Origin of the sequence: Arthrobacter silvisoli, from assembly GCF_003369445.1 — a bacterium.
Lineage (GTDB): Bacteria > Actinomycetota > Actinomycetes > Actinomycetales > Micrococcaceae > Arthrobacter > Arthrobacter silvisoli.
In genome coordinates this window covers 17,618-41,132 of the sequence record NZ_QRCU01000038.1, presented here as the reverse complement: position 1 = coordinate 41,132, position 23,515 = coordinate 17,618, and the positions used below count along the sequence as shown (strand labels likewise).

Genomic DNA, 23,515 nt, shown 5'->3' with positions numbered 1-23,515 from the left:
GCCGGAGCGCAAGCTCCGGCCGGCCCGGGAAACGGAACTAGCGCTTCTGCTTGACGATCTTTTCCTGGTCGACTTCGCCGCCGGAGATCGCTTCGTGCTCTTCGTGGCCAGCGCCAACCAGACGGTTGTCGCCTTCCCCGAAGAAGCCCTTCTTGAAGTCAACGATCGCGGACTTCAGCGCCTCAACGGTGTCGTCATCCAGGACGTTGGTCTGAGCCAGCGTGGTCAGGATGGAGGACTTGTGCTTCAGGTGCTCCAGGAACTCGGACTCGAAGCGGCTGATGTCCTCAACCGGCACGTCATCCAGGTAGCCGTTGGTACCTGCCCAGATGGAGACAACCTGGTCCTCGACCGGGAACGGCGAGTACTGGCCCTGCTTGAGCAGTTCCATCAGGCGGGCGCCGCGGGTCAGCTGCTGGCGGGAGGCCGCATCCAGGTCCGATGCGAACATCGCGAAGGCCTGCATGTCGCGGTACTGGGCCAGGTCCAGCTTCAAGGTACCGGAGACCTTCTTCATGGACTTGACCTGGGCCGCGCCACCCACGCGGGAGACGGACACACCGACGTCAACAGCGGGACGCTGGTTGGCGTTGAAGAGGTCCGACTGGAGGAAGATCTGACCGTCCGTAATGGAGATGACGTTGGTCGGAATGTAGGCGGAAACGTCGTTTGCCTTGGTTTCCACGATCGGCAGGCCGGTCATGGAACCTGCACCGAGCTCGTCGGAGAGCTTGGCACAACGCTCCAGCAGCCGGGAGTGCAAGTAGAAGACGTCGCCCGGGTAGGCTTCGCGTCCCGGCGGACGGCGAAGGAGCAGGGACACTGCACGGTAGGCTTCGGCCTGCTTGGACAGGTCATCGAAGATCACCAGGACGTGCTTGCCGCCGTACATCCAGTGCTGGCCGATGGCAGAACCGGCATAGGGCGCCAGGTACTTGAAGCCTGCAGGGTCGGATGCCGGGGAAGCCACGATCGTGGTGTACTCCAGGGCGCCGTGGTCCTCCAGGGTCTGGCGGACAGCGGCGATGGTGGAAGCCTTCTGGCCGACACCGACGTAGATGCAGCGGACCTGCTTCTGGACGTCGCCCGAAGCCCAGTTGGCCTTCTGGTTAATGATGGTGTCCACGGCGATGGCGGTCTTGCCGGTCTGGCGGTCACCGATGATCAGCTGGCGCTGGCCGCGGCCGATCGGAATCATGGCGTCGATGGCCTTAAGACCGGTCTGCATCGGCTCGTGCACCGACTTACGCTGGGTCACGCCCGGAGCCTGGAGTTCCAGTGCACGGGTGGTCTCAGCCTTGATCTCGCCGAGGTCGTCGATCGGCTGGCCCAGCGGGTCCACAACACGGCCGAGGAAGGCGTCGCCCACCGGAACGGACAGGATCTCACCGGTGCGGTGGACTTCCTGACCTTCTTCAATACCGGTGAAGTCCCCGAGGATAATGACACCGATTTCGCGGACGTCGAGGTTCTGGGCGAGGCCCAGCGTGCCGTCTTCGAAGCGAAGCAGCTCGTTCGCCATGACCGAGGGAAGACCCTCAACACGGGCGATGCCGTCACTTGCGGTGGTCACACGACCAACCTCTACGCGCTCTGCGTTACCGGGTTCGTAGGACGCCGCGAACTCGTTCAACGCATCACGGACGTCGTCGGCGTTGATGGTCAATTCGGCCATCTGCAGTCCCTGCTCTCCTGTTTTCGTGATCATCGTTGTCACGATGACCGGGTTTTGTATCAGTTAGTTGTTCTTGTCCGGCTAGCCGGCGAGTTGCCGGCGGAGGTCGGACAGGCGGGCCACGACGGAAGCGTCGAGCACTTCGTCACCCACCTGGACCCGGATTCCACCGATCAACGCCGGATCAACGCTGACGTTGACCTTCAGTTCGCGGCCGTAGAGGGCATCGAGCCCGGCCTGCAGACGGCTGGCCTGCGTTTCCGTCAGCGGACGGGTGACGCTGACGGTCGCAATCCAGCGCTGCTGGCGCTTGGCGGCGAGTGCCGCGAAGCTGTCGACGAGCTTTACTGCCTTGATCCCGCGCGGCTGGGACACCGCCTGGCCAATGAGGAGCTTGGCTTCCTCGCTGGCGCCCGGGACCAGTTTTCCGGCAAGAGCAACCTTCGCTGCTGCGGAAGCCTGCGGCTCTGCCAGAGCAGCTTGTACATCGTGGCTGGAAGCAACGGCCTGCTTGAAGGCAAACAGTTCGTTCTCCAGCCCTTCCAGCCCCGTGATTCCGGAGGCAGAAACGGCCGACTTGTTTTCAGCCACGGCGATGACCACCGTGGCGGCAAGGGTCTCGAGTGCATCGCCGATGTCACGTGCGGCTGCCCAGCGCGAGCCAGCCAGTCCGGACATGATTTCCGCAGCATCAGCGGAGACTTTCCCGCCAAACAGCTGCTTGACCAGCGCCGACTTCTCTTCTCCGCTGCGGGAGGGGTCAGTCAGGGCGCGGCGCAAGCCAGCCGAGCTGTCTACCGTTCCCAGGATTCCGAAGAGTTCCCTAGCCAACTGCAGCGAGGCGAGTGGAAGCTTGGCTTCCAACTGCTCCAGCGCCGTGGTCAGCGATTCGCTCGATACACCTGCCATTACTTAGCTGCACCTGCGTTCTGGGACTCCAGATCTGCCAGGAAACGGTCCACCACACGGGCGGAGCGCTCGTCATCAGTGAGCGCTTCGCCCACGATGCGGCCTGCCAGGGTCGTGGCCAGGGTGCCCACCTCGGAGCGCAAAGCAACAACCGCTGCCTGGCGCTCGGACTCGATCTGGGCGTGAGCCTGCTCGGTGATGCGCGCAGACTCGGCAGCGGCCTTGGCCTTCAGGTCGGCAAGGATCTGCGCGCCTTCGGCGCGCGCTTCCTCGCGGATCCGATTGGCTTCGGCGCGGGCATCGGTGAGCTGCTGCTTGTATTCTTCGAGAGCTGCAGAGGCTTCGGCCTGCGCCTTTTCAGCCTTGGCAATGCCGCCTTCGATCGCTTCGGCGCGCTCTGCGAAGGTCTTCTCGAACATCGGGACAACAAACTTGACCACGATGAACAGGAGGACAGCAAAGCCGACGAGAACGACGCCCATCTCCCAGACATTGGGAGTAAGGGGCGATGCGGACTCCTCGCCTTCAGTGGCGGCTGAGATGATCAGCTGATTCATATTTCACCCGTCCTATCTACTCGTTACTGATTGTTCGCTTGGTTCAGCAGGTTTAGCGAAGAACGAAAGCGAAGACCAGGCCGAGGATGGCGAGAGCTTCAGTCAGGGCCAGACCAAGGAATGCGATCGGCTGCAGCACGCGCTGGGCCTCCGGCTGACGGGCAACACCGTTGATGTAGGCAGCGAACACGAGACCCACACCGATACCACCGCCGATTGCGGAGAGGCCGTAGCCGATGAGGTTGAGGGAGCCGTTGATGGAGCCTTCCATTTTTTTCCTTTCAAGATGCCACGTTCGTGGCAGGTTGTTTGGTTTGGTTCATCCCCCGAAGGGGAAGACTGTGGGTGCCTTAGTGGCTGTCGGCGTGCAGCGCGCCTTCGATGTAGATCGCAGTCAGCAGGGTGAACACGTACGCCTGCAGCGCCATGATCAGGGCTTCGAGCATGTACATGGCGACCGCGCCGACAAGGACCAGCACGGAAGCGCCCTTGAGGAGGACGTTCTCCTGCATCACAAGGAACTCGATGCCGGAGCCGGCGAGCATCACGATCAGGTGGCCGGCGAGCATCGTCGCAAAGAGACGGAGGCTGTGGGTGACCGGACGGACCAGGAAGTTGGAGATGATTTCGATCGGCACGACGATCGGCAGGATGTACCACGGCACGCCGGACGGAACCGTTGCGAGCTTGAAGTACTTGATGCCGTTCTTCTTGAGGCCGATACCGATCCAGGTGACGTACACGATGGCTGCCAGCACATAGGCGCCGCCGACGTGCGAGAAGCTCGGAAGCTGGATGTACGGAATGGCGCCGTAGATGTTGTTCACCAGGATGAAGAAGAACAGGGAGAACAGCAGCGGGACGTACTTGATGAAGTCGCGTCCGCCAATGATGTCCTTGGCGATGCTGTTACGGACGAATCCGTAGGCCATTTCACCCGCGAACTGCAGTTTGCCGGGAACCAGCTGCTGCTTGCGTGCAGCAAGGATGAAGAAGGTGGCGATAATGACGACCGACAGGATGACCAGCAGCATCTGCTTGGAGAATCCTTCGTGCGCACCCCACGGCAGGATAGCCGGCAGGTGCATTTCGTCGATTCCGGGAGGGGTGAAGGTCCCTGAATCCTGGGCCGGGAGCGCAAGCGCGATCAACGCGTTTCCTCTCTGCAGTGTCCATCATTGGGCTTTGGTGAGAATCGGTCCGCGTTGCCGGCGGCCACTTCCCGTGTGAAATTATTTGGCATTACTGTGCCCCGTCCTGGGACGGACCGCGGCCTGCTCTGTTCCCACCCGAAGGAGTGCCTTGACGGGTGAGGCCGTGCATATGGGAAAGGTAAAACCCCCCTGCGGCTCCAAGCAGAGCGCCTAGGAGCACAATCCAGCGGGTCCCCCACAGATAATCCAGTCCCCAGCCTATCAAACTCCAGACAATGATTCCGCCGATGATGTAGCTGAAGACGGCGATGCCGGCGTTGTATCCGCCGTCGTTTCCGTCCTTGGCTGAGTCGTCGGAACTGCTGGAGCCGGAAGGGCCCGGAATGGACTTCCCGTGGTCGTCTTCAGGCGTTGCCATCCTGGCCTCCTTCGCTCGGCGAGGGGTCGTTGTAGATCTGCAGGCGGGCCTTGCTGAATCCGATGATCTCGGCGGTCTGCCACACGATGACGGTGACGACGGCGGCGATCAGGAACCAGCGGCCGTGCAGCCACTCAGGGGCACCGAAGACGAACAGGATGACGGCGAAGCCGACGACCTTGACGAAGTAGGTGGCCACGAAGAGTCCCACTGCGCCGGACGGATTGTTACGTCCGACGAAATGGCCGATCAGGAGGCTGATCGCGAAGAACACAATCACCAATGCACCACCGAAAGCGACAGACGAGGCGCCTTGGCCGCCGTTCATGACCGCGGCGATCACCGCAGTGACGGCAAGGGCCAGTACGGCCGCCGTCGTGCTCAGGGCAAGGAGCCTGAGCCACAATGAGCTTCCGGCGACGGCAACGCCAAACTGCTTGGACTGATGTCCATCGGCGTTGGAAGTCATGGGGATGCCAATCGTCGAGGCAGGGGATGCCAGGTCTCAAAGAGGGTGGGTGCGCGTGCGAGTGACTGCCCGCACCAAGAATTCTACATGAGATAGAACTGTGATGTTAACGCGTCGTCATGAGGCCGTCCGGCTGCCCTTGCGGGCAAAGTACGGCCATGCGGTGACCACCGCCATGACGAGTGCCGCCACGATGTCGAGGGTGAGCACGATCTGCCACGGGAAGATCGCGAAGGCGAGGCCGCCGAAGGCCAGGATCGCCGTCCAGACGTACATCATCAGCACGGCGGTGCGGTGCGAGTGGCCGAGTTCGATCAGTTTGTGGTGCAGGTGGCCGCGGTCGGCCGACCAGGGCGACTGGCCCCGGGCAGTACGGCGGACAACGGCAAGGCCGAGGTCCAGCAGCGGCAGGGAGAGCACGGCGAACGGCAGCAGGATGGGAATGATGGTGGGAATACCGTTGACGCGGTCGTAGAGGCCCGAGGTGATCTGCCCCGTCGAGACGACACCGCCCGAGGCCATCACCAGGCCAAGCAGCATGGCACCGGAATCGCCCATGAAAATCCGGGCCGGGAACCAGTTGTGGGGCAGGAAGCCGATGCAGCAGCCCACGAGGATGGCCATCAGCAGGGCGGCGAGGTCCGAGCGGTCCAGCAGGACTGCGTTGCGGTGCACCCAGTAGGCGGTCAGGAAGAACGCCACTCCCCCGATGGCGGCCACGCCCGCGGCCAGTCCGTCAAGTCCGTCGATGAAGTTGACGGCGTTCATGGTGGTGACGATGAGCAGGGCGGTGACGACGATGCGCACCGCTTCCGACTCGATGTGGATGGGCTCGGGAATGAAGGGAATCAAGGTCATCCGCACCCCCCAGACGGCCACTACGGTGGCGGCGAGTGCCTGGCCGATCAGCTTGATCCACCAGCGGATGTCCAGGAGGTCGTCGGCGAGCCCGATGGCGACGATCACCAACACCCCGGCGAGGATCCCCCACGGCGCGGTGTTGCCCCGGAAGATGTCCTTGACGAAGAAGGAATTGCTGGCCACCACCAGGGCCACGGTGAAGCCTGCGCACAGGCCCAGCCCGCCCAGGCGCGAGATCGGCACCGAGTGCATATCGCGGCTGCGGATGGGCCCGAACAGCCGCAGTTTCTTCGCCAGCAACCGTGCTCCCCAGGTGGTCACGTATGCCACCACGGCGGCCGTGAGCATCATGAGGGAATACATGATCACGTGGCGGCTCCTGTAGACGGTGATGGTTTGCGCCCTTGCGATGCGTTGCGGGAGACGCCCGCAACGCCCTGCGCACCGCCGGATATTGCTGTACTACAGTTGGACTCTGTCCAAGATACTAGCGGCAACAGCAGCCGTGCTCCGGCACTCGCGCCCTCAGGGCGAGCCGGTTGACGTGCTCCGCCGCTCCGGAAGGATCCCTCAATGCCCGTGCCGGTTGCCGTAGCCGCCGTGACCTTCGACCGCCCACGCGAACTGGGAATCCTGCTCGACGCAATCCAGTCACAAAGCGCCCCGGTCCAGGCCATCTGCCTAGTGGACAGCGGCACCGCCCCGGCGCGGGAGGTGGCGGCGAAGCATCCGAACGTGGACTATGTGCGCTCCGAGGCGAACCTCGGCGGAGCCGGCGGTTTCGCGCTGGCCATCCTCAAAGCCGTGGCCAGCGGTGCCGAATGGGTCTGGATCATGGACGACGACGCCGAACCCACCGATCCTGCCTGCCTTGAGACGCTGCTGCGGGAAGCCGATGCCCGCAATCTCGATGCCGTGGTGCCGCTGGTGCTGGCGCCCGGCCAGCCGGACAAGCTGTCCTTCTTCTTCCGGATCGACGGCAAGGTGACCCACGACCGGGCCGAGGTCGAAAGGGCGGGGTTCCTTCCCGACGTCGGGCATTTCTTCAACGGCGCCCTGATCCGCTCGGACGTCTTCTTCAAGGTGGGCGTACCGGACATGCGGCTGTTCATCCGGGGCGACGAAGTGGACTTCATGATCCGCCTGCGCAAGGCCGGCATCCGTTTCGGCACGGTGGCGACGGCATCGATCAGCCACCCGCACGCATTCTCCGAAACGAAGCATGTCTTTGGTGCACGCTGGCACGTCATCGTTCCCGAAGGCGCCTTCAAACGCTACTTCTACTATCGGAACCGTGGTTACCTCATCCGCCGGTACCGGCGCGTGAAATCCCTGGTGGCCGACGTCGGCGGCTACCTCGGGTACTTTCTGCAGCGGGGTGATTTCCGCGGACTGGCGGAATGGTTCCGCGCCTTCTCCGCAGGACTGCGCGGCAAGGGCTTCGGACCGCTGGACCAGCAGAAATTCTAAAGGCCGCTCAGCGGCCCAGCAGCCGCCTGCGCAGCAGAAGGCCAAGCAGCACCCAGGGCTCGCCGAACACCCGGTAGGCAACCCGCCCCGGGTGCAGCAGCAGGCGCCAGGCCCACTCCAGCCCCAGCCGGCCCAGCCAGCGCGGTGCGAGTTTCTGGACGCCGCCCAACTGCTCGATGGCTCCGCCCACAGCGGCGTAAACCGCAGCGGGCAACTCTTCCAGGCGACGCAGGAGCACCGACTCCTGCAGCGGCATGCCGAGCCCGAGCAGTACAAGCTGGGGCCGGAACTCCCCCAGCCACGCGACGGCAGCCTCCTCCTTGGCCTGGTCCCAGGCCTCTCCGGGACGGCCTGCCACCTCGGCGCCGGGAACGATCCTGCACAGCCGTTCCACCGCCTTGGCGTTGGCGTCCGTGCCGGCACCGATGACGGCGATGCGCTCCAGCCCCTGCAGCCGGCCGAGGGCAGGCAGCCAGTCAGTGGAGCCCAGCCGGTAGGCCATCGCCGCGCTCCGGGTGGGCCGGCCGTGCGCCTTGCCCCACAGCATGGCCACCGGGGCGCCGTCCAGGAGGATCACATCGCTGCGCTCATAAAGCGCCCGGAAGTCCGGCCGGGAATGCAGCAGCGTGATGCTGTGCAGGTTGTGGCCCACGATGAGCCTGGTGCCTTCTTCGGAGAGGAATCCGCCCAGCACCTCCACAAGCTCATCCACGCGCAGCGCGGTGACGTCAACATCCAGGAAGGGGACGCGGTCCTTCGTCAAGTCCATGCGGTCCACCCCGTCCGACGCCGCCCTGCCCCCATGTGCCCGTCCAGGAGTCATCCGGCAGCAGGCCCACTGGACGGTGGCGTACCCGGCTGAGCGTCTTCGGCGTCCGGCGCCGGCACGTGGGATTCCTGCGCCGCGTCCTCCTCCGCGAGGGCGTCAGCCACGGCCCCGGCGACGGTTTCGTCCACGGCATCGCCCGCAGAGGGCTCCGTTTCCCCGAGAGCTTCCGTTGCCAAGGGCGCTTCCTGCGGCTCTTCGGCTTCCTCCGGCTCGGCCGGCGGCAGGGGCCGCTCGTCGGCCTCGGGCATCGGCTCGGGCGCGACCTCACCCAGGGCGAGGACACCCGGAACCAGCTGCCGGAGCTGCTCAAGGGAGATCGCGCCCTCTCGCACCACGCGCAGGGGAAGCGACGTTGCGTCGACGATCGTGGAAGGCACCCCGTCCTCCCCGACGACCGGCCGCAGGCCGCCTTCGAGGTAGACCTCCACGGATTCGGCCAGCTGCTCCTGCGCCTCGGCCGCGGTGCGTGCGGCCGTCCGGCCGGTGCGGTTCGCGGAGGAAACGGCCAGCGGGCCTGTGCGGTTCAGCAGTTCGAGCGCGATCTCGTCGTCGGGCATGCGCAGGGCCACTGTGCCACGTGTTTCCCCGAGGTCCCAGTCAAGGGAGGGCTGGGCGTGGCAGATCAGGGTCAGTCCGCCCGGCCAGAAGGTTTCGGCCAGCTTGCGGGCTTCATCGGAGATCTCGGTCGCCAGCCCGTCGAGCGCGCCGAGGCGCGGAATCAGCACCGGCGGCGGCATCTGCCGGCTGCGGCCCTTGGACACGAGCAACATGGTCACGGCCTGCGGCGAAAAGGCGTCTGCGGCGATGCCGTACACGGTGTCCGTGGGCATCACGATGCATTTCTTCTCGCTGATGGCGCGCTGGGCGTGGTCGATGCCGTTGGCGCGTTCTTCCTCTGACGTGCAGTCGTAGCTAGTGGTCACTGCGTTATTCTTTCACTCCCGCGGGCCGGCCGGTGACAGGACCGCGCTCGTTGCCCGCTGCTTGCCGTTGAGGTCGGTGTGCGAGGTGACGTCCGTCCAGCAGCCTGCCTCCCGGAGGTGGCGGGCGATCCATCCGGCCTGCACCTCGGCGTGTTCCATCACGAAGTAGCCCCCCGGCTTCAGAAGGCGGGCCGCGGAGGCCGCCGCCGCCGTCGGGAGTTCCATGCCGTCCGCGCCTCCGCCGTACAGTGCCTCGGGAGGATCGTGCAGCGCCACTTCGGGCTCGTTCGGAATGGCCTCGGCAGGGATGTACGGCGGGTTGGAAACCACGACGTCGAAGCTGCCGTTGTGTTCGGGCAGCGCGTCGCGCAGGTCCCCTTGGACGAGTTTGACGCCGAGCGGCTGCAGGTTCTTGAGCGCCCAGGCATGCGCAAAGGCGCTGTACTCCACGGCGTGGACTTCGGCGCCCGGCACTTCGTGCGCGATCGATGCGGCAATCGCCCCGGACCCGGTGCCGAGGTCCACGACCTTCGGGCGGTCCGTTCCCGCGAGCCATTCGATGACCAGTTGGACGACGGTTTCCGTCTCGGGGCGCGGAATGAAGACGCCGGGCCCGACGGCGAGCGTCAGATAGCGGAAATGCGCGACGCCGGTGATGTGCTGGAGCGGCACGCGGCTGGCGCGCTCGGCAACCAGTTCGCCGTAGCCCTCCGGTGCCGGGGAGTCGCCGAGCAGCATCGCCCGCAGCCGGCCAAGGCCGACACCGAGGAGGTGCTCGGCAAGGAGCTCGGCGTCAACCCGCGGGGTGGGGACGCCGGCGTCGCTCAGGACGGCAGTAGCCTCGCGGACGGCGTCTGCGAGGCTCTGCCCGGTCTCGAAAGCCATCGGATTCCGGCCTGGGGCTACTCGCCGAGGGCGTCCAGTCGCGCCTGCTCATCCATCTCGATGGCGGACTGGATGACCGGTTCCAGGTCACCGTTCATGACGGCGTCCAAGTTGTAGGCCTTGTACCCGGTGCGGTGGTCTGCGATGCGGTTCTCCGGGAAGTTGTAGGTGCGGATGCGCTCGGAACGGTCCATGGTGCGGATCTGCGACTTGCGGTGTTCGGCGCTTTCGGCGTCGAGCTGCTCCTGCTGGTGCGCCAACAGGCGGGCCCGCAGCACGCGCATGGCGGCTTCACGGTTCTGCAGCTGGGACTTCTCGTTCTGCATGGCCACCACGATGCCCGTGGGCAGGTGGGTGATGCGGACTGCGGAGTCCGTGGTGTTGACGGACTGGCCGCCCGGGCCGGAGGAACGGTAGACGTCGATCTTGAGGTCGTTCTGGTTGATCTCGATCTCTTCGGGTTCGTCCACTTCCGGAAATACCAGCACGCCCGCGGCAGAGGTGTGGATGCGGCCCTGGGATTCGGTGGCCGGAACGCGCTGCACGCGGTGCACGCCGCCTTCGAACTTGAGCCGGGCCCAGACGCCCTCGGCGGGATCGTTGGAGGAACCCTTGATGGCCATCTGGGCGTCCTTGTAGCCGCCCAGGTCCGATTCCGTGGAGGAGATGAGCTCGGTCTTCCAGCCGCGGGATTCGGCAAAACGGGTGTACATGCGCAACAGGTCGGCCGCGAAGAGCGCCGCTTCCTCGCCGCCTTCGCCGCCCTTGACCTCGATGATGACGTTGCGGGCGTCGTCCGGGTCGCGCGGGATCAGCAGGCGGCGCAGCTTTTCCTGCGCGCCCGGCAGCTTCTCCTCGATCTGCTCCACCTCGGCGGCGAAATCGGGGTCCTCGGCGGCCATTTCCTTGGCGGCCTCGAGGTCGTCCGTGAGCCCGCGCCACCTGTTGTACGCCTCCACGATGCCCTGCAGCTGCGCGGAGCGGCGCCCCAGCTTCCGGGCAAGCGACTGGTCGGCATAGACGGCAGGATCGCTCAGCTGCGCCTGGATGGCTGCATGCTCGTCAAGCAATCCCTGGACGGACTCAAACATTTCTCAAACCTCTTTCGACTTCTAAAGTCTAATGACTGCAACGCGGGGTCACTTACGGCCCATGTTGTGGGCCCGGATGGGCCGTATCTGACCCCGCGTTGCTCCGGGCAACGCGAAGGGGTGGGGCCGGCAATATGCTCGGCGGCCCCACCCCGGTTCACGCTTACTTGTCGTTGTCCGACTTCGCGCCCAGCGTTGTCTTCTGCACCTGCATGAGGAACTCGACGTTGCTGCCGGTTTCCCGGATCTTGTTGGTCAGCAGTTCAAGGCTCTGCTGCTGCTCCAGGCCGGAGAGGACGCGGCGCAGCTTCCACATGATCTTGACTTCCTCGGGCGAAAGCAGGTTTTCTTCGCGCCGGGTGCCGGAGGCGTTGACGTCCACGGCGGGGAAGATGCGCTTGTCGGCCAGCTGCCGGGACAGGCGCAGTTCCATGTTGCCGGTGCCCTTGAACTCTTCGAAGATGACCTCGTCCATCTTGGAACCGGTCTCCACGAGGGCGGTTGCCAGGATGGTGAGCGAGCCGCCGTTTTCGATGTTGCGGGCGGCACCGAAGAAGCGCTTGGGCGGGTACAGGGCCGCGGAGTCCACACCACCGGACAGGATACGGCCGGATGCCGGTGCTGCCAGGTTGTAGGCACGGCCCAGGCGGGTCATGGAGTCCAGGAGGACCACCACGTCCATGCCCATTTCCACGAGGCGCTTGGCGCGTTCGATCGAGAGCTCGGCAACGGTGGTGTGATCGTCGGCGGGACGGTCGAAGGTGGAGGCAATGACCTCGCCCTTCACCGTGCGCTGCATGTCCGTGACTTCTTCCGGACGTTCGTCCACCAACACCATCATGAGGTGGACCTCGGGGTTGTTGGTGGTGATCGCGTTGGCGATGGACTGCAGGATGAGCGTCTTGCCGGCCTTCGGCGGCGAGACGATCAGGCCGCGCTGGCCCTTGCCGATCGGTGCCACGAGGTCGATGACACGGGGGCCGATCTTCTTGGGGTCCGTCTCGAGGCGCAGGCGCTCGGAGGGGTACAGCGGGACGAGCTTGGCGAATTCGACGCGGTCCTTGAGCTCTTCCGGGGTCTTGCCGTTGACGGACGTGACGCGGACGAGGGCATTGAACTTCTGGCGTGCGGACTGCTGGTTGCGGTCTTCGCCGTCGCGCGGGGCGCGGATCGCGCCGACGACGGCGTCGCCCTTGCGCAGGTTGTACTTCTTCACCTGGGCCAGCGAGACGTACACGTCGTTGGCGCCCGGCAGGTACCCGGAGGTGCGGATGAACGCGTAGTTCTCGAGGACATCCAGGATGCCGGCAACCGGCAACAGGACGTCGTCCTCGGTGATCTCGACGTCGTCGACGTCGGGACCCTGGGCGCGGCCGCGGCGGCGTTCGTTGCGGTCGCGGAAGCGGTCGCTGCGGGTGTTGGTTTCGCGGCGGTCGTTCTGCTCGCCGCGGTCGTTGCGGTCGCGACGGTTGCGGCGGCTGCGGCGGCTGCCGCCTTCCTCGCCGTCGTTCTCGTCGCGGCGGGGGCGGGTGTCCCGGCGTTCGCGCTGTGCGCCGTCGCCGGCTTCGGCGGGCTGCTCGCTGCGGCGCTGCTCGCCCTGTGCCTGACGCTCGGCCTGGCGTTCGCCCTGCGCCTGGCGCTCGGCCTGGCGTTCGCCCTGTGCCTGCTCGCGGGTTTCAGCGCCTTCGGTGGTTTCGGCAGCAGCGGCGCTTTCGCCCCGGCGGCGGTTGCGGGTACGCGGCTGGCGGCGTTCGCCGGCTGCTTCGGCGCCCTCTGCGGGAGCGGCGGCGGGCGCTGCCGCTTCGACGACGGCGGCCGGTGCTGCAGCCTCGGCGGCTTCGGTGGCCGGGGCGGCGACCACGCCGTCGCTGGTGGCGCGGCGGCTGCGGCCCCGGGTGCGGGCACGGGTGCCTTCCGGAGCGGCGCTCTCCTGGGGAGCAGCGGTTTCGACAGCCTCGGCGGCAGGGGCCTTGGCGGCCGCGCGGGCCTTGGGTGCAGCCTTGGCCGGAGCCTCGGCCTTGGCTTCGGTCTTCGCCGGGGCCTGGGCGGTGCTTCCACCCGCACGGTGGGCGGAAATTGCCGCTACAAGGTCGCCCTTGCGCATCCGGGAACCGCCGGAAATGCCCAGCTGGCTCGCAAGGGCCTGCAGCTGCGCGAGCTTGAGCCCGGCAAGGCCGCTGCTCTTGGCAGGTGCGGCAAGGTTTGTGTCCACAGCTGGAGCCAGCTCAGTGGTTTCTGTCACGAAGGATCCTTCCCCCTCGACGTCGCCCGGACTGGAGCCGGGCGCGATGATGTGTTCTGGACTGCAGTTCAGATCTGCAGCCGGGATGTCGGCCTTGCCGCTTATTGAGCCAGCAACGCCCGATTCTGATGACGTCTTCGATGCCCCGGAATACAGGGCGCGAGCTGGCGCTGAAGGAAACAGAGTCGATCTGCAATGCCTGCGACAGGCCGGAAAGGAGACGACACCGGCAGGGACTTCGACACAGTGGGAGACGGAACGTACCTGTTGCCAGGGTCCAATGTCAGGGAACTGCCCGCGGTTTACCGCCGGTGCAGTTCCACTCTAGCACCTTCAACGTCCACTGCCAGCGTCAGGACCCGCCAGGCGACGCCGGGGGTGTTGCCCGCGGCGAAGTCGGAAATCCGCGAAGCGACGATTGCGGCTTCCTCTTCCCCGTTGGCCAGAGCCAGGACGGTGGGACCTGCGCCCGACACGACGGCGGCGTGCCCTTCGGAGCGGAGTGCCGCAATCAGCTGCGCGCTCGGCTGCATTGCCTCGGCCCGGTAGCTCTGGTGCAGGTAGTCCTCGGTAGCCGGCAGCAGGAATTCCGGGGCCTTGGTGAGGGCGTGGATCAGCAGGGCGGCCCGGCCGGCGTTCATCGCAGCGGCATGGTGGCCCACCGAGGCGGGCAGCAGGCCGCGCGCAGTTTCGGTGGACAGTTCGTAGTCCGGAACCGCGACCACCGGAATGACCGACGGCACGACGTCGGCACGGGCGCTGCTGTACTGCTCGCTGTCCTGCCAGGACAGCGCCAGTCCGCCGAAAATCGCGGGAGCGACGTTGTCCGGGTGGCCTTCCATCTCGCTGGTCAGCTGCAGGATCCATTCGCGGCTGCGCCGTGCGTCCTCGGGAACCAGCGCGTTGGCGGCCGTGACGGCGGCGACGACTGCGGAGGCGGAGGAACCGAGGCCGCGGCCATGCGGGTTGACGTTGTCAGCCGTGATCTTCAGGCCGTTGTGGCGGAAACCGAGACGCTCGAGCGCCGTATTGATGGCCCGGATGACCAAGTGGCTGGCGTCGCGGGGCAGCGTGTCCGCACCTTCGCCGGAGAGGTCGAATTCGAGCTCGCCGTTATCGAGGGTTTCCACGGTCAGGGTGTCGTAAATTGACAGTGCCAGTCCGAGGCTGTCATAGCCGGGGCCAAGGTTGGCGCTGGTTCCGGGAACCCGCACGGTCAGCTGCTGACCCGCCGCGAGCGTCGTAAGTTCGCCCGCGGCGGGCTGCGTCGTTTCCACTCTTAGTTTTCTTCCAGTCCTGTTTGCTTCGGAAGCCTAGCGGGCGTCCAGGCCCAGTTCGGTTGCCACAGTGACGACGTCGTTCGGCACCTTGACCGGCTGGACTTCGCTGCCGTCGGCGGTACGGAGGGCCCACTGCGGGTCCTTCAGGCCGTGTCCGGTGACGGTGATGACGATCGTCTTGCCGGTGGGCACCTCGCCTGCGGCGTGCTTCTTGATCAGGCCTGCGACGCCGGCGGCAGAACCCGGCTCCACGAAGACGCCTTCCTTGGAGGACAGCCAGCGGTGGGCGTCCAGGATCTCCTCGTCGGTCACAGCTTCGATGAGGCCGCCGGACTCATCGCGCGCGGCGATGGCCGTGTCCCAGGATGCCGGGTTGCCGATGCGGATGGCGGTGGCGATGGTGTCCGGCTCGGTGATCGGGTGGCCGGCGACGAAGGGCGCGGCACCGGCGGCCTGGAAACCCCACATGGCCGGCGTCTTGGTGGACACGGCCGCCAGGGTGCCGGCAGTGGCGGACTCGTAGGGAGCGGAGTACTCCTTGTAGCCCTTCCAGTAGGCGCTGATGTTGCCGGCGTTGCCGACGGGCAGCACGTGGATGTCCGGAGCGTCGCCCAAGGCATCGACAACCTCGAAGGCACCGGTCTTCTGGCCCTGGATACGGGCCGGGTTCACCGAGTTCACCAGGAACACCGGGTAGGAATCCCCCAGCTTGCGGGCGATGTCCAGGCAGTTGTCGAAGTTGCCGTCCACCTGCAGCAGGGTGGCGCCGTGGGCGATCGCCTGGCTGAGCTTGCCCATGGAGATCTTGCCTTCGGGCACCAGCACGGCGCATTTCAGGCCGGCTGCGGTGGCGTATGCCGCGGCGGAAGCCGAGGTGTTGCCGGTGGAGGCGCACACAACGGCCTTGGCGCCGGCCTCGACAGCTGCAGTCATGGCCATGGTCATGCCGCGGTCCTTGAAGGAACCGGTGGGGTTCATGCCTTCGACCTTGAGGTACACCTGGGATCCGGTGAGCTCGGAGAGCTTCTGCGCGTGGACCAGCGGGGTGCCGCCCTCACCGAGGGTAATGACCGTGGTGGCTTCCGTGACCGGCAGACGTTCAGCGTATTCGCGGATTACCCCGCGCCATTGGTGAGCCACTTAGACCCCTTCTACCCGCAGTACGGATGTGACGGAATTGATGACGTCGAGGGCCCTGACGGCCTCGACGGTTGCCGCGAGTGCGGCTTCGGATGCACGGTGCGTGACGATCTTCAGCTCAGCCGACTCGACGTTCGAGGCGGCATCGCGGTGGATGGTCTGGCGCATGATTTCGATGGACACGCCGTTCTCCGCAAAGATGTGGGCGATCCGGGCCAGCACACCGGCTTGGTCGGCGACGTCGAGGCCGATGTAGTAGCTGGTCTCGGAGGCTTCCACCGGAAGCGCCGGGACGTGGCCGGTGGTGGTTTCGGTACGGCCGGGGCCGCCCAGCACCAGGCGGCGCGCGGCGGACACGAGGTCGCCGAGCACTGCCGAAGCCGTCGGGGTGCCGCCGGCGCCTTGGCCGTAGAACATCAGTTCGCCGGCGTTCTCTGCCTCGATGAAGACGGCGTTGAACGCGCCGCGGACGGCGGCCAGCGGGTGTTCACGCGGCAGGAGCGTCGGGTGCACGCGCACCGAAACGCCTTCGCCGCCGTCGGCGTCTACCAGCTTCTCGGCAATGGCGAGCAGCTTGATGACAAAGCCGGCTTCCTTCGCCGAGGCGATGTCCGACGCCGTGACCTTGGTGATGCCTTCGCGGTGGACGTCTTCCAGGGCGAAGCGGGTGTGGAAGGACAGCGACGCGAGGATGGCGGCCTTGGCGGCGGCGTCATAGCCTTCGACGTCGGCCGTGGGGTCCGCTTCGGCGTAGCCCAGGCGCTGTGCTTCGGCGAGGGCATCGGCGAACTGGGCGCCGGTGGTGTCCATCTGGTCGAGGATGAAGTTGGTGGTGCCGTTCACGATGCCGAGCACGCGGGTGATGCGGTCGCCGGAAAGGCTGTCGCGGATGGGGCGCAGGATCGGGATCGCACCGGCGACGGCGGCCTCGTAGGACAGCTGCACGCCGGCTTTGTCCGCCTCTTCGTAGAGGGTGGGACCGTCCTGCGCGAGCAGCGCCTTGTTGCCGGTGACCACGCAGGCACCGTTCTGGATGGCGGTGAGGATCAGGGAACGGGCCGGCTCGATGCCGCCGAGCAGCTCGATGACGAGGTCGGCGTCCTTGACCAGGGTTTCGGCGTCGGTGGTGAACAGCTCGCGGGGCAGGTCGACGTCGCGCTTGGCGTCGAGGTTGCGCACGGCGATCCCGGAGAGCTCCAGGCGGGCACCGCTGCGGGCCGCCAAGGCCTCGGCGTCGTCAAGCAGAATCCGCGCAACCTGTGCCCCGACGTTGCCACAACCCAGCAGGGCCACTTTCAAGGTGCGCACTTCAGACATTCGCCACTCCCATGTCGCGGTTCAACAGATCTTCTTCGGTTTCCCCGCGGACAATCCACCGGGCTGCCCCGTCGCGCACAGCGACGACGCCCGGCCGGGCCAGGTAGTTGTAGTTGCTGGAGAGGGCCCAGCAGTAGGCGCCGGTACCCGGTACTGCGAGCAAATCACCGGCTGCCACATCCGCGGGCAGATATACATCTCTAACAACTATGTCGCCGCTCTCGCAATGTTTGCCCACTACTCGGGACAACTGCGGTTCGGCAAGGGACGTCCGGGAGGCGAGAACAGCCGAATAATCCGCGTCGTAGAGCACCGGACGGGCGTTGTCGCTCATGCCGCCGTCGACCGACACATAGCGGCGCGGGAACGTAACGTTTTCCGCGGCTCCCGCAGCCGCCGGGGCGTCCACGCGCACGGTTTTCAGGGTGCCGACCTCATAGAGGGTGAACGTGCTGCTGCCGACGATCGCGCGGCCGGGCTCGATCGAGATGCGCGGCGCCGTGATGCCAAGCTGCGCGCAGGTCGAGCGGACGACGGCGGCCATCGCCTGTGCGATTTCCGCAGCAGGGCGGGGGGTGTCCACCGGAGTGTAGGCGATGCCGTAGCCGCCGCCGAGGTCGAGCTCGGGCAGGGTGATGGAGTACTTGGCCTGCATGGCGGCCAGGAAGACCAGCAGCTTTTCGGCGGCCAGGGCGAAGCCCTCGGGTTCGAAGATCTGCGAGCCGATGTGGCAGTGCAGGCCGAGCAGTTCCACGCCCGGGTAGGCCGTTGCCGCGGCCACCGCCTCTTCCGCTGCGGAGAGGCCTGCTTCCTCGGTGGAGTCCCCGGCCATGGAGAGGCCGAACTTCTGGTCCTCGTGGGCGGTGGCGATGAACTCGTGGGTGTGCGCGTGCACCCCCGGGGTCAGGCGCAGCATCACCTTCGCCACCTCGCCGCGCGCCGAGGCGATCTTGGCCACGCGCTCGAGTTCATCCAGGCTGTCCACGACGATCCGGCCGAGCTTCATGTCCAGGGCGCGGTTGATCTCGGCATCGGACTTGTTGTTGCCGTGCAGGCCGAGGTCCGCACCGTCGATCCCGGCCCTGGCAGCAACGGCGAGCTCGCCGCCGGAACAGGTATCCAGGCGCAGGCCCTCCTCGGCAACCCAGGAGGCGACGGCCGTGCACAGGAAGGACTTGCCCGCGTAGTACACGTCCACTCCCCCGCAGATGTCCTCGAACGCGGCGTCGAAGGCGTCCTTGAAGGCGCGGGCCCGGGCGCGGAAGTCCGTTTCGCTCATCACGAAGAGCGGGCTGCCGAACTGTGCCTTGAGCTCGCTGACGGGGATGCCGTCGATGGCGAGTTCGCCGCCGTCGTTGCGGTCAACACCGGCCGCCCACATGGGCTTGTGCAGAGCGTTCAGATCCGACGGCACGGCGAGCCATTCCGGAGCGAGCGGGGATGCGCCAGTGTTTCCAGCCAGCTGGGTTTCGGTCATCGGGTCACATCCGTTCCGGCGCGGAGACACCGAGCAGTTCGAGGCCGTTGGCGAGGACCTGGCTGGTGGCGTCGTTGAGCCACAGGCGGGTCCGGTTGACGTCGCGCACGGGTTCTTCACCCTGCGGCGAGACACGGCAGGCGTCGTACCAGCGGTGGTAGGCGCCGGCGATCACTTCCAGGTGGCGGGCCACCCGGTGCGGTTCGCGGAACTCGGCGGCCTTGGCCACGATCGAGGGGTAGCTGCCCAGGTAGGACAGAAGCTCGTTCTCCGTGGCGTGGTCCAGCAGCGAGGCGTCGAAGGCGTCCACACCGTTGACCTGGCGCTCAACGCCGGCCTCGGCCGCGTTGCGTGCCGCGCCGCGCGAGCGGGCGTGGGCGTACTGCACGTAGAACACCGGGTTCTCGTTGCTGTTCTTCTTCAGCAGCTCCGGGTCCAGGGTCAGCGGCGAGTCCGCGGGGAAACGGGCCAGGGAGTAGCGCACGGCGTCGGTGCCGAGCCAGGAGATAAGGTCCTTGAGCTCGATGATGTTGCCGGCACGCTTGGACAGCTTGGCGCCGTTGACCGACACCAGTTGGCCGATGAGGACCTCGATGTTGGCTTCCGGGTCATCGCCCGCGCAGGCGGCAATGGCCTTGAGGCGGTTGATGTAGCCGTGGTGGTCCGCGCCGAGCAGGTAGATCTTCTCGGCGAAGCCGCGGTCCTTCTTGGACAGGTAGTAGGCGGCGTCGGCGGCGAAGTAGGTGGGTTCGCCGTTGGCCCGGATCATCACGCGGTCCTTGTCGTCGCCGAAGTCCGTGGTGCGCAGCCAGACCGCACCGTCCTTGTCGAACACGTGGCCCTGCTCGCGCAGGCGGGCGACGGCGGACTCGATGGCGCCGTGGTCATGCAGTTCCTTCTCGGAGAAGTAGACGTCGAAGGACACGCCGAAGTCCGAGAGCGTGGCCTTGATGTCCGCCATCTGTGCCTCGTAGGCGGCCTGGCGGATGACCGGCAGCGCGGCTTCGTCCGTGAGTTCGCGGATGGCCGGGTGGGCCCTGAGGACCTCGTCGCCGAGTTCCACGATGTACTGGCCCGGGTAACCGCCCTCCGGAACGTCGCGGCCGTGCAGGCGGGACAGCACGGAGTTGGCGAAGACGTTCATCTGGGAACCGGCGTCGTTGATGTAGTACTCGGCCGTGACGTCGGCACCGGAGGCACGCAGCACGCGGGCGATCGAGTCGCCGAGCGCGGCCCAGCGGGTGTGGCCGATGTGCAGCGGGCCGGTGGGGTTGGCGGAGACGAATTCCATGTTGACGACGTGCCCGGCGAGCGCCTGGTTGCTTCCGTAGGCGCTCCCGCTTTCCACGATCACCTTGGCCAGGGCGCCGGCGGCGGCCGCGTCCACGGTGATGTTCAGGAAGCCGGGACCGGCGATGTCCACGGCCGTGACGCCGTCGATCTCCTTGAGCCGGGTGCTCAGGAGGGTGGCGAATTCGCGCGGGTTGGTGCCGGCCTTCTTGGCGAGCTGCAGGGCGATGTTCGTGGCCCAGTCACCGTGCTCCCGGTTCTTGGGTCGCTCCACGCGCACCTCATCCGGCAGCTCGGATTCGGAAAGGGCGACGTCGCCGGCGGCGACAGCGTCCTTAAGGCAGGCGGATATGGCGGCAGAGAGTTCTTCGGGAGTCACCCGTCTAGCGTACCGTCGGGGCTTGCAAGTGGAGGAATTGCACTGGGCTGCGTCACAGCCTGGGCACAGATTGGGCTTCCGTCCCGCACAGGGTGAACCACTACGCTGGTTCGGACGTCAAAGGAATGTATCGCCTTGGCACATTGACTGCATTGTCCAGCATCTTGTCCAGTTGAAACGAGCACACCATGACCACGCCACTTCGCAAGAGCCTCCTCACCGGCGTCGCCGGACTCTCCCTCGCGGGAGCCGTGGCCGCCTGTGCGCCGACCGCCCAGGCACCGTCCGCGGTGGCCCCCTCCACCAAGACGCCGTCGGCCGCGTCGTCCGCGGACCCGTCCACCGGCAGCTCGGGCGGATATAAGGACGGCACGTACAGTGCCGACGGCAACTACGTCTCACCCAACGGGACCGAAACCGTGGGCGTCCAGCTGACCCTGGCGGACGGTACGGTCACCGGCGTGGAAATCACCACCCACCCCACCAGTCCCAATACCCGGAAGTTCCAGGGCGAGTTCGCGGACGGCATCGCGGCGCAGGTCGTGGGCAGGAAGCTCGACGAGCTCAACGTCTCCAAGGTGGCCGGTTCCTCGCTGACCAGTGGCGGCTTCAACCAGGCCGTGGAATCCATCAAGGCCCAGGCGAAGTAGCCGGCCATGGCGCACCCCGGCTGGGACACCTTCGCTTTTGACGGCATCGGCACCGGCTGGGAGATTTCGACGCCGGACCCGCTCGCCCCCGCGGTGCGCATCCGCGTGCTGCGGGCCGTGGAGGATTACGACCTCAGCTACTCCCGCTTCCGGCCCGATTCACGGCTCGTGGAACTGGCGCGGGCGGCCGGAACGGTCTCCCTGCCCCCGCATGCCGAACAGTTGGGGGCCGTCTTCGGCACCCTGTACCGCCTCAGCGGCGGTTCGATGACGCCTTTGGTGGGCGGCAGCCTCGAGCAGCTCGGCTACGGCGCGGACTATGCCCTGGTTCCGCGCGGCCCGGCCCGGCCCGCTCCGCGCTGGGAAGACGTCCTCCGCTGGGACGGCAGCACGCTGACGTGTACCGAGCCGGTGGTGCTCGACGTCGGCGCCGCCGGAAAGGGCCAGCTCGTGGACCTGCTGGCGGGGATCCTGCGGGCGGACGGCATTGCGGACTACCTCGTGGACGGCAGCGGTGACATGCTCCATGCCGGGCCGGCACCGCTGCGGGTGGGCCTGGAGCACCCGTACGATCCCGCGCAGGCGATCGGCGTCGTCGAGCTCGGCAACCGGGCATTGTGCGCTTCGGCGAGCAACCGGCGCGCCTGGGGCGACGGGCTGCACCACGTGCTGGACGCCGTCACCGGCAGGCCTGTGGACACGGTGGTGGCAACGTGGACCATGGCGCCAAGCGCGCTGGAAGCGGATGCCCTGGCCACGGCGTTGTTCCTTGTGGAGCCGCGGTTGTTGGAGGAAGAATTCGACTTCGACTGGCTCATCGTTTTCTCGGATGGCCGGGCACGCTTTTCGCCGGGTTTTGAAGGGACGCTGTTCACATGACCACGGTTCACCCCGCCACCCTCAAGTCACGGCTCGATACCTGGCTGGGCCGCTTCACGATGTACAGGCTGATCCTCTGGGTGCTCGCGGTCCTCGCGGCGTACAGCGGGCTCCTCGACGTCCTCGGCTGGCTGACGTTCAGCCTGCCGGACCTGCTGGCGCACGCCGGGCTCTGCCTCGGCCTGACGTATCTGTCGGGCCGCGCCTTCGCCGCGTTGTTCCGGGTCCGGCCGCATTCCGAGTCGTCCCTGATCACCGGCCTGCTGCTGTTCTTCCTCTTCTGGCCCAGCGAGCTGCTGCCGGCCGTCGCCTGGCCGGATCTGGCCGGCGTGGCCCTTGCCTGCGTCCTGGCCTCGGCTTCGAAATACCTGCTGGCCTTCCGCGGCCGGCACCTCTTCAACCCGGCGGCGGCCGGGGCGTTCATCGTCTCGCTGACAGGCTTGAACGTCGCCACCTGGTGGGCGGCCACGCCGGCGATGTTGTGGGTGCTCGTGCCGGCCGTGGCGCTGATCATGTACCGGACGCGCAAGGTGCTGATGGCCTGCGCCTTCCTGCTGGTGTCGGGCTCCATCGTCTTCGCCGAGCTGCTGCGCGCCGGAATGCCGGCGGGGGCGGCGCTCTGGCAGCCGTTCGCGCAACGGCCGCTGCTCTTCTTCGCAGGCTTCATGCTGACCGAGCCGCTCACCCTGCCGCCCCGGCGCTGGCAGCAACTGGCGCTTGCCGCCGTCGTCGGGGTGGTCTTCGCGGTGCCATACAACCTGGGCGTCGTGGTGAACTCCCCCGAACTGGCGCTGCTGCTGGGCAACCTGCTGGCCTTCTTCGCCGGCCAGCGCGGCGGCATCAGGCTCGAATTCAGGGGGTCCCGGCCGCTGACGCCCACTACCACCGAACTCCGTTTCGCGGCCCGCCGTCCGGTCCGCTACACGCCGGGGCAGTACATGGAACTCGACCTGCCGCACTCTTCGTCCGACGGAAAGGGCCGACGGCGGATCTTCAGCATGAGCAGCGCGCCCGGCACCGCGGAGCTGACCTTCGGCGTGGGGACGGCCGCACCGCTGTCCTCCGCGAAGCGGGCTTTGCTGGAACTTGCCCCCGGCGCTCCCCTGCGGGCGACCGCGGTGGGCGGGGACTTCGTGTTGCCGCGCGACGGCGCGACGCCAGTGCTGCTGATCGCTGCCGGCATCGGGATCACCCCGTTCCTTTCCCAGCTGGGTGCCGGCGCCGCACGGAAGCGGGACATCGTGCTGCTTTACCTCGCGCCGGGCGCCGACGAACTGGCCGGAACGGAGGTGCTGGCGGCCTCGGGCGCGCGGGTGGTCGCCCGGCTCGCCGACGGATCAACCCCGCCGGAATTCATGGACGACGCCGGAACGGTGCGGATCGACGCGTCCTCGCTCCGGGACCTGGTGCCGGACATCGCGCGGCGGACCGTGTACGTTTCCGGGTCTCCCGCGCGCGTGGAATCGCTCCGCACCGCTGCCCGGCAAGCCGGCGCGCGGCGCGTCCGGGTGGATGCCTTCGCCGGGTACTGAGCGGACCCCGGGGTCCGGGCAACGGCAGGACGCCGCCCGCCGCGCCGCTTTTCCGCTGCTTTTCCATGCGGCCCGCGGACCTGCTAAG

The 23,515-nt window shown here is 66.8% G+C and carries 22 protein-coding genes; 4 read left to right on the top strand and 18 right to left on the bottom strand.

The annotated features are described in order from the left end of the window. Positions 1-37 precede the first annotated feature (37 nt). The 8 genes from atpA to DWV11_RS10715 all read right to left on the bottom strand — a co-directional run bounded on the left by atpA (position 38) and on the right by DWV11_RS10715 (position 6,412). Positions 38-1,675 (bottom strand): F0F1 ATP synthase subunit alpha, encoded by a 1,638-nt coding sequence (gene atpA / locus DWV11_RS10750; protein WP_115788877.1) that lies wholly within the window; start codon positions 1,673-1,675, stop codon positions 38-40. 81 nt (positions 1,676-1,756) lie between these two features. Next, on the bottom strand, positions 1,757-2,584 hold the full coding sequence (locus DWV11_RS10745; RefSeq protein WP_115788876.1) for a F0F1 ATP synthase subunit delta: 828 nt from the start codon (positions 2,582-2,584) through the stop codon (positions 1,757-1,759). Further along, complete coding sequence (locus DWV11_RS10740; protein WP_115788875.1) at positions 2,584-3,141, bottom strand: F0F1 ATP synthase subunit B; 558 nt, start codon at positions 3,139-3,141, stop codon at positions 2,584-2,586. Before DWV11_RS10740 ends, DWV11_RS10745 begins: the two co-directional genes overlap by 1 nt. Before the next feature lie 52 nt (positions 3,142-3,193). Continuing rightward, positions 3,194-3,412, bottom strand: coding sequence for an ATP synthase F0 subunit C (gene atpE, locus DWV11_RS10735; RefSeq protein ID WP_115788874.1), 219 nt, complete (start codon positions 3,410-3,412; stop codon positions 3,194-3,196). Positions 3,413-3,491: 79 nt separating this feature from the next. Beyond that, positions 3,492-4,292 (bottom strand): F0F1 ATP synthase subunit A, encoded by an 801-nt coding sequence (gene atpB, locus DWV11_RS10730; RefSeq protein WP_115788873.1) that lies wholly within the window; start codon positions 4,290-4,292, stop codon positions 3,492-3,494. Between the two features lie 91 nt (positions 4,293-4,383). Further along, positions 4,384-4,713, bottom strand: a complete 330-nt coding sequence (locus tag DWV11_RS20395; RefSeq protein ID WP_115788872.1) for a hypothetical protein — start codon at positions 4,711-4,713, stop codon at positions 4,384-4,386. Then, the gene (locus DWV11_RS10720; protein WP_115788871.1) at positions 4,700-5,182 is read right to left on the bottom strand and encodes a Cg1360 family ATP-synthase-associated protein; all 483 of its coding nucleotides are present in this window, start codon (positions 5,180-5,182) and stop codon (positions 4,700-4,702) included. The genes DWV11_RS20395 and DWV11_RS10720 overlap by 14 nt, the downstream gene beginning before the upstream one ends. Before the next feature lie 117 nt (positions 5,183-5,299). Then, on the bottom strand, positions 5,300-6,412 hold the full coding sequence (locus DWV11_RS10715) for an MraY family glycosyltransferase (RefSeq protein ID WP_210725721.1): 1,113 nt from the start codon (positions 6,410-6,412) through the stop codon (positions 5,300-5,302). Between the two features lie 204 nt (positions 6,413-6,616). Between DWV11_RS10715 and DWV11_RS10710 the strand changes: the two genes are divergently transcribed. Further along, positions 6,617-7,513 carry a glycosyltransferase gene (locus tag DWV11_RS10710; protein WP_115788870.1) on the top strand — a complete coding sequence of 299 codons (897 nt, stop codon included), beginning with the start codon at positions 6,617-6,619 and terminating at the stop codon, positions 7,511-7,513. A 7-nt stretch (positions 7,514-7,520) separates the two neighbouring features. On the opposite strand, the gene DWV11_RS10705 is transcribed toward DWV11_RS10710, so the two are convergent. From DWV11_RS10705 to argS, 10 genes are all read right to left on the bottom strand, one after another. After that, entirely contained in the window at positions 7,521-8,282 is a 762-nt protein-coding gene (locus DWV11_RS10705) for a WecB/TagA/CpsF family glycosyltransferase (protein WP_115788881.1), read from the bottom strand. A gap of 50 nt (positions 8,283-8,332) precedes the next feature. Further along, on the bottom strand, positions 8,333-9,265 hold the full coding sequence (locus DWV11_RS10700) for an L-threonylcarbamoyladenylate synthase (protein ID WP_115788869.1): 933 nt from the start codon (positions 9,263-9,265) through the stop codon (positions 8,333-8,335). Positions 9,266-9,277: 12 nt separating this feature from the next. Next, on the bottom strand, positions 9,278-10,150 hold the full coding sequence (prmC, locus tag DWV11_RS10695; RefSeq protein ID WP_115788868.1) for a peptide chain release factor N(5)-glutamine methyltransferase: 873 nt from the start codon (positions 10,148-10,150) through the stop codon (positions 9,278-9,280). A 17-nt stretch (positions 10,151-10,167) separates the two neighbouring features. Further along, a complete protein-coding gene (gene prfA, locus DWV11_RS10690; RefSeq protein ID WP_115788867.1) occupies positions 10,168-11,241 on the bottom strand; it encodes a peptide chain release factor 1 in 1,074 nt (357 codons plus the stop codon). 163 nt (positions 11,242-11,404) lie between these two features. Further along, complete coding sequence (gene rho / locus DWV11_RS10685; RefSeq protein WP_115788866.1) at positions 11,405-13,483, bottom strand: transcription termination factor Rho; 2,079 nt, start codon at positions 13,481-13,483, stop codon at positions 11,405-11,407. A gap of 302 nt (positions 13,484-13,785) precedes the next feature. After that, positions 13,786-14,760, bottom strand: a complete 975-nt coding sequence (thrB, locus tag DWV11_RS10680; protein WP_115788865.1) for a homoserine kinase — start codon at positions 14,758-14,760, stop codon at positions 13,786-13,788. A gap of 36 nt (positions 14,761-14,796) precedes the next feature. Then, the gene (thrC, locus tag DWV11_RS10675) at positions 14,797-15,903 is read right to left on the bottom strand and encodes a threonine synthase (RefSeq protein ID WP_115788864.1); all 1,107 of its coding nucleotides are present in this window, start codon (positions 15,901-15,903) and stop codon (positions 14,797-14,799) included. Beyond that, positions 15,904-17,220, bottom strand: a complete 1,317-nt coding sequence (locus DWV11_RS10670) for a homoserine dehydrogenase (protein WP_115788863.1) — start codon at positions 17,218-17,220, stop codon at positions 15,904-15,906. Continuing rightward, positions 17,213-18,697 (bottom strand): diaminopimelate decarboxylase, encoded by a 1,485-nt coding sequence (gene lysA, locus DWV11_RS10665; protein ID WP_115788862.1) that lies wholly within the window; start codon positions 18,695-18,697, stop codon positions 17,213-17,215. The genes DWV11_RS10670 and lysA overlap by 8 nt, the downstream gene beginning before the upstream one ends. A 4-nt stretch (positions 18,698-18,701) precedes the next feature. Continuing rightward, entirely contained in the window at positions 18,702-20,366 is a 1,665-nt protein-coding gene (gene argS, locus DWV11_RS10660; protein ID WP_115788861.1) for an arginine--tRNA ligase, read from the bottom strand. A 188-nt stretch (positions 20,367-20,554) separates the two neighbouring features. On the opposite strand from argS, the gene DWV11_RS10655 reads away from it, so the two are divergent. From DWV11_RS10655 to DWV11_RS10645, 3 genes are read left to right on the top strand one after another with little or no spacing between them, the layout of a single operon-like run. Continuing rightward, complete coding sequence (locus DWV11_RS10655; protein WP_115788860.1) at positions 20,555-21,016, top strand: FMN-binding protein; 462 nt, start codon at positions 20,555-20,557, stop codon at positions 21,014-21,016. 6 nt (positions 21,017-21,022) lie between these two features. After that, the gene (locus DWV11_RS10650) at positions 21,023-21,895 is read left to right on the top strand and encodes an FAD:protein FMN transferase (RefSeq protein ID WP_115788859.1); all 873 of its coding nucleotides are present in this window, start codon (positions 21,023-21,025) and stop codon (positions 21,893-21,895) included. Further along, a complete protein-coding gene (locus DWV11_RS10645; RefSeq protein ID WP_115788858.1) occupies positions 21,892-23,427 on the top strand; it encodes an FAD-dependent oxidoreductase in 1,536 nt (511 codons plus the stop codon). The genes DWV11_RS10650 and DWV11_RS10645 overlap by 4 nt, the downstream gene beginning before the upstream one ends. Positions 23,428-23,515: the final 88 nt, after the last annotated feature.

Coding starts and splice junctions, on each gene's coding strand:
- DWV11_RS10670 (WP_115788863.1), bottom strand. CDS start 17,220: ATGTCTGAAGTGCGCACCTTGAAAGTGGCCCTGCTGGGTTGTGGCAAC.
- DWV11_RS10655 (WP_115788860.1), top strand. CDS start 20,555: ATGACCACGCCACTTCGCAAGAGCCTCCTCACCGGCGTCGCCGGACTC.
- prfA (WP_115788867.1), bottom strand. CDS start 11,241: ATGTTTGAGTCCGTCCAGGGATTGCTTGACGAGCATGCAGCCATCCAG.
- DWV11_RS10650 (WP_115788859.1), top strand. CDS start 21,023: ATGGCGCACCCCGGCTGGGACACCTTCGCTTTTGACGGCATCGGCACC.
- prmC (WP_115788868.1), bottom strand. CDS start 10,150: ATGGCTTTCGAGACCGGGCAGAGCCTCGCAGACGCCGTCCGCGAGGCT.
- DWV11_RS10745 (WP_115788876.1), bottom strand. CDS start 2,584: ATGGCAGGTGTATCGAGCGAATCGCTGACCACGGCGCTGGAGCAGTTG.
- atpA (WP_115788877.1), bottom strand. CDS start 1,675: ATGGCCGAATTGACCATCAACGCCGACGACGTCCGTGATGCGTTGAAC.
- DWV11_RS10645 (WP_115788858.1), top strand. CDS start 21,892: ATGACCACGGTTCACCCCGCCACCCTCAAGTCACGGCTCGATACCTGG.
- atpE (WP_115788874.1), bottom strand. CDS start 3,412: ATGGAAGGCTCCATCAACGGCTCCCTCAACCTCATCGGCTACGGCCTC.
- DWV11_RS10705 (WP_115788881.1), bottom strand. CDS start 8,282: ATGGACTTGACGAAGGACCGCGTCCCCTTCCTGGATGTTGACGTCACC.
- DWV11_RS10710 (WP_115788870.1), top strand. CDS start 6,617: ATGCCCGTGCCGGTTGCCGTAGCCGCCGTGACCTTCGACCGCCCACGC.
- lysA (WP_115788862.1), bottom strand. CDS start 18,697: ATGACCGAAACCCAGCTGGCTGGAAACACTGGCGCATCCCCGCTCGCT.
- DWV11_RS20395 (WP_115788872.1), bottom strand. CDS start 4,713: ATGGCAACGCCTGAAGACGACCACGGGAAGTCCATTCCGGGCCCTTCC.
- DWV11_RS10740 (WP_115788875.1), bottom strand. CDS start 3,141: ATGAATCAGCTGATCATCTCAGCCGCCACTGAAGGCGAGGAGTCCGCA.
- DWV11_RS10720 (WP_115788871.1), bottom strand. CDS start 5,182: ATGACTTCCAACGCCGATGGACATCAGTCCAAGCAGTTTGGCGTTGCC.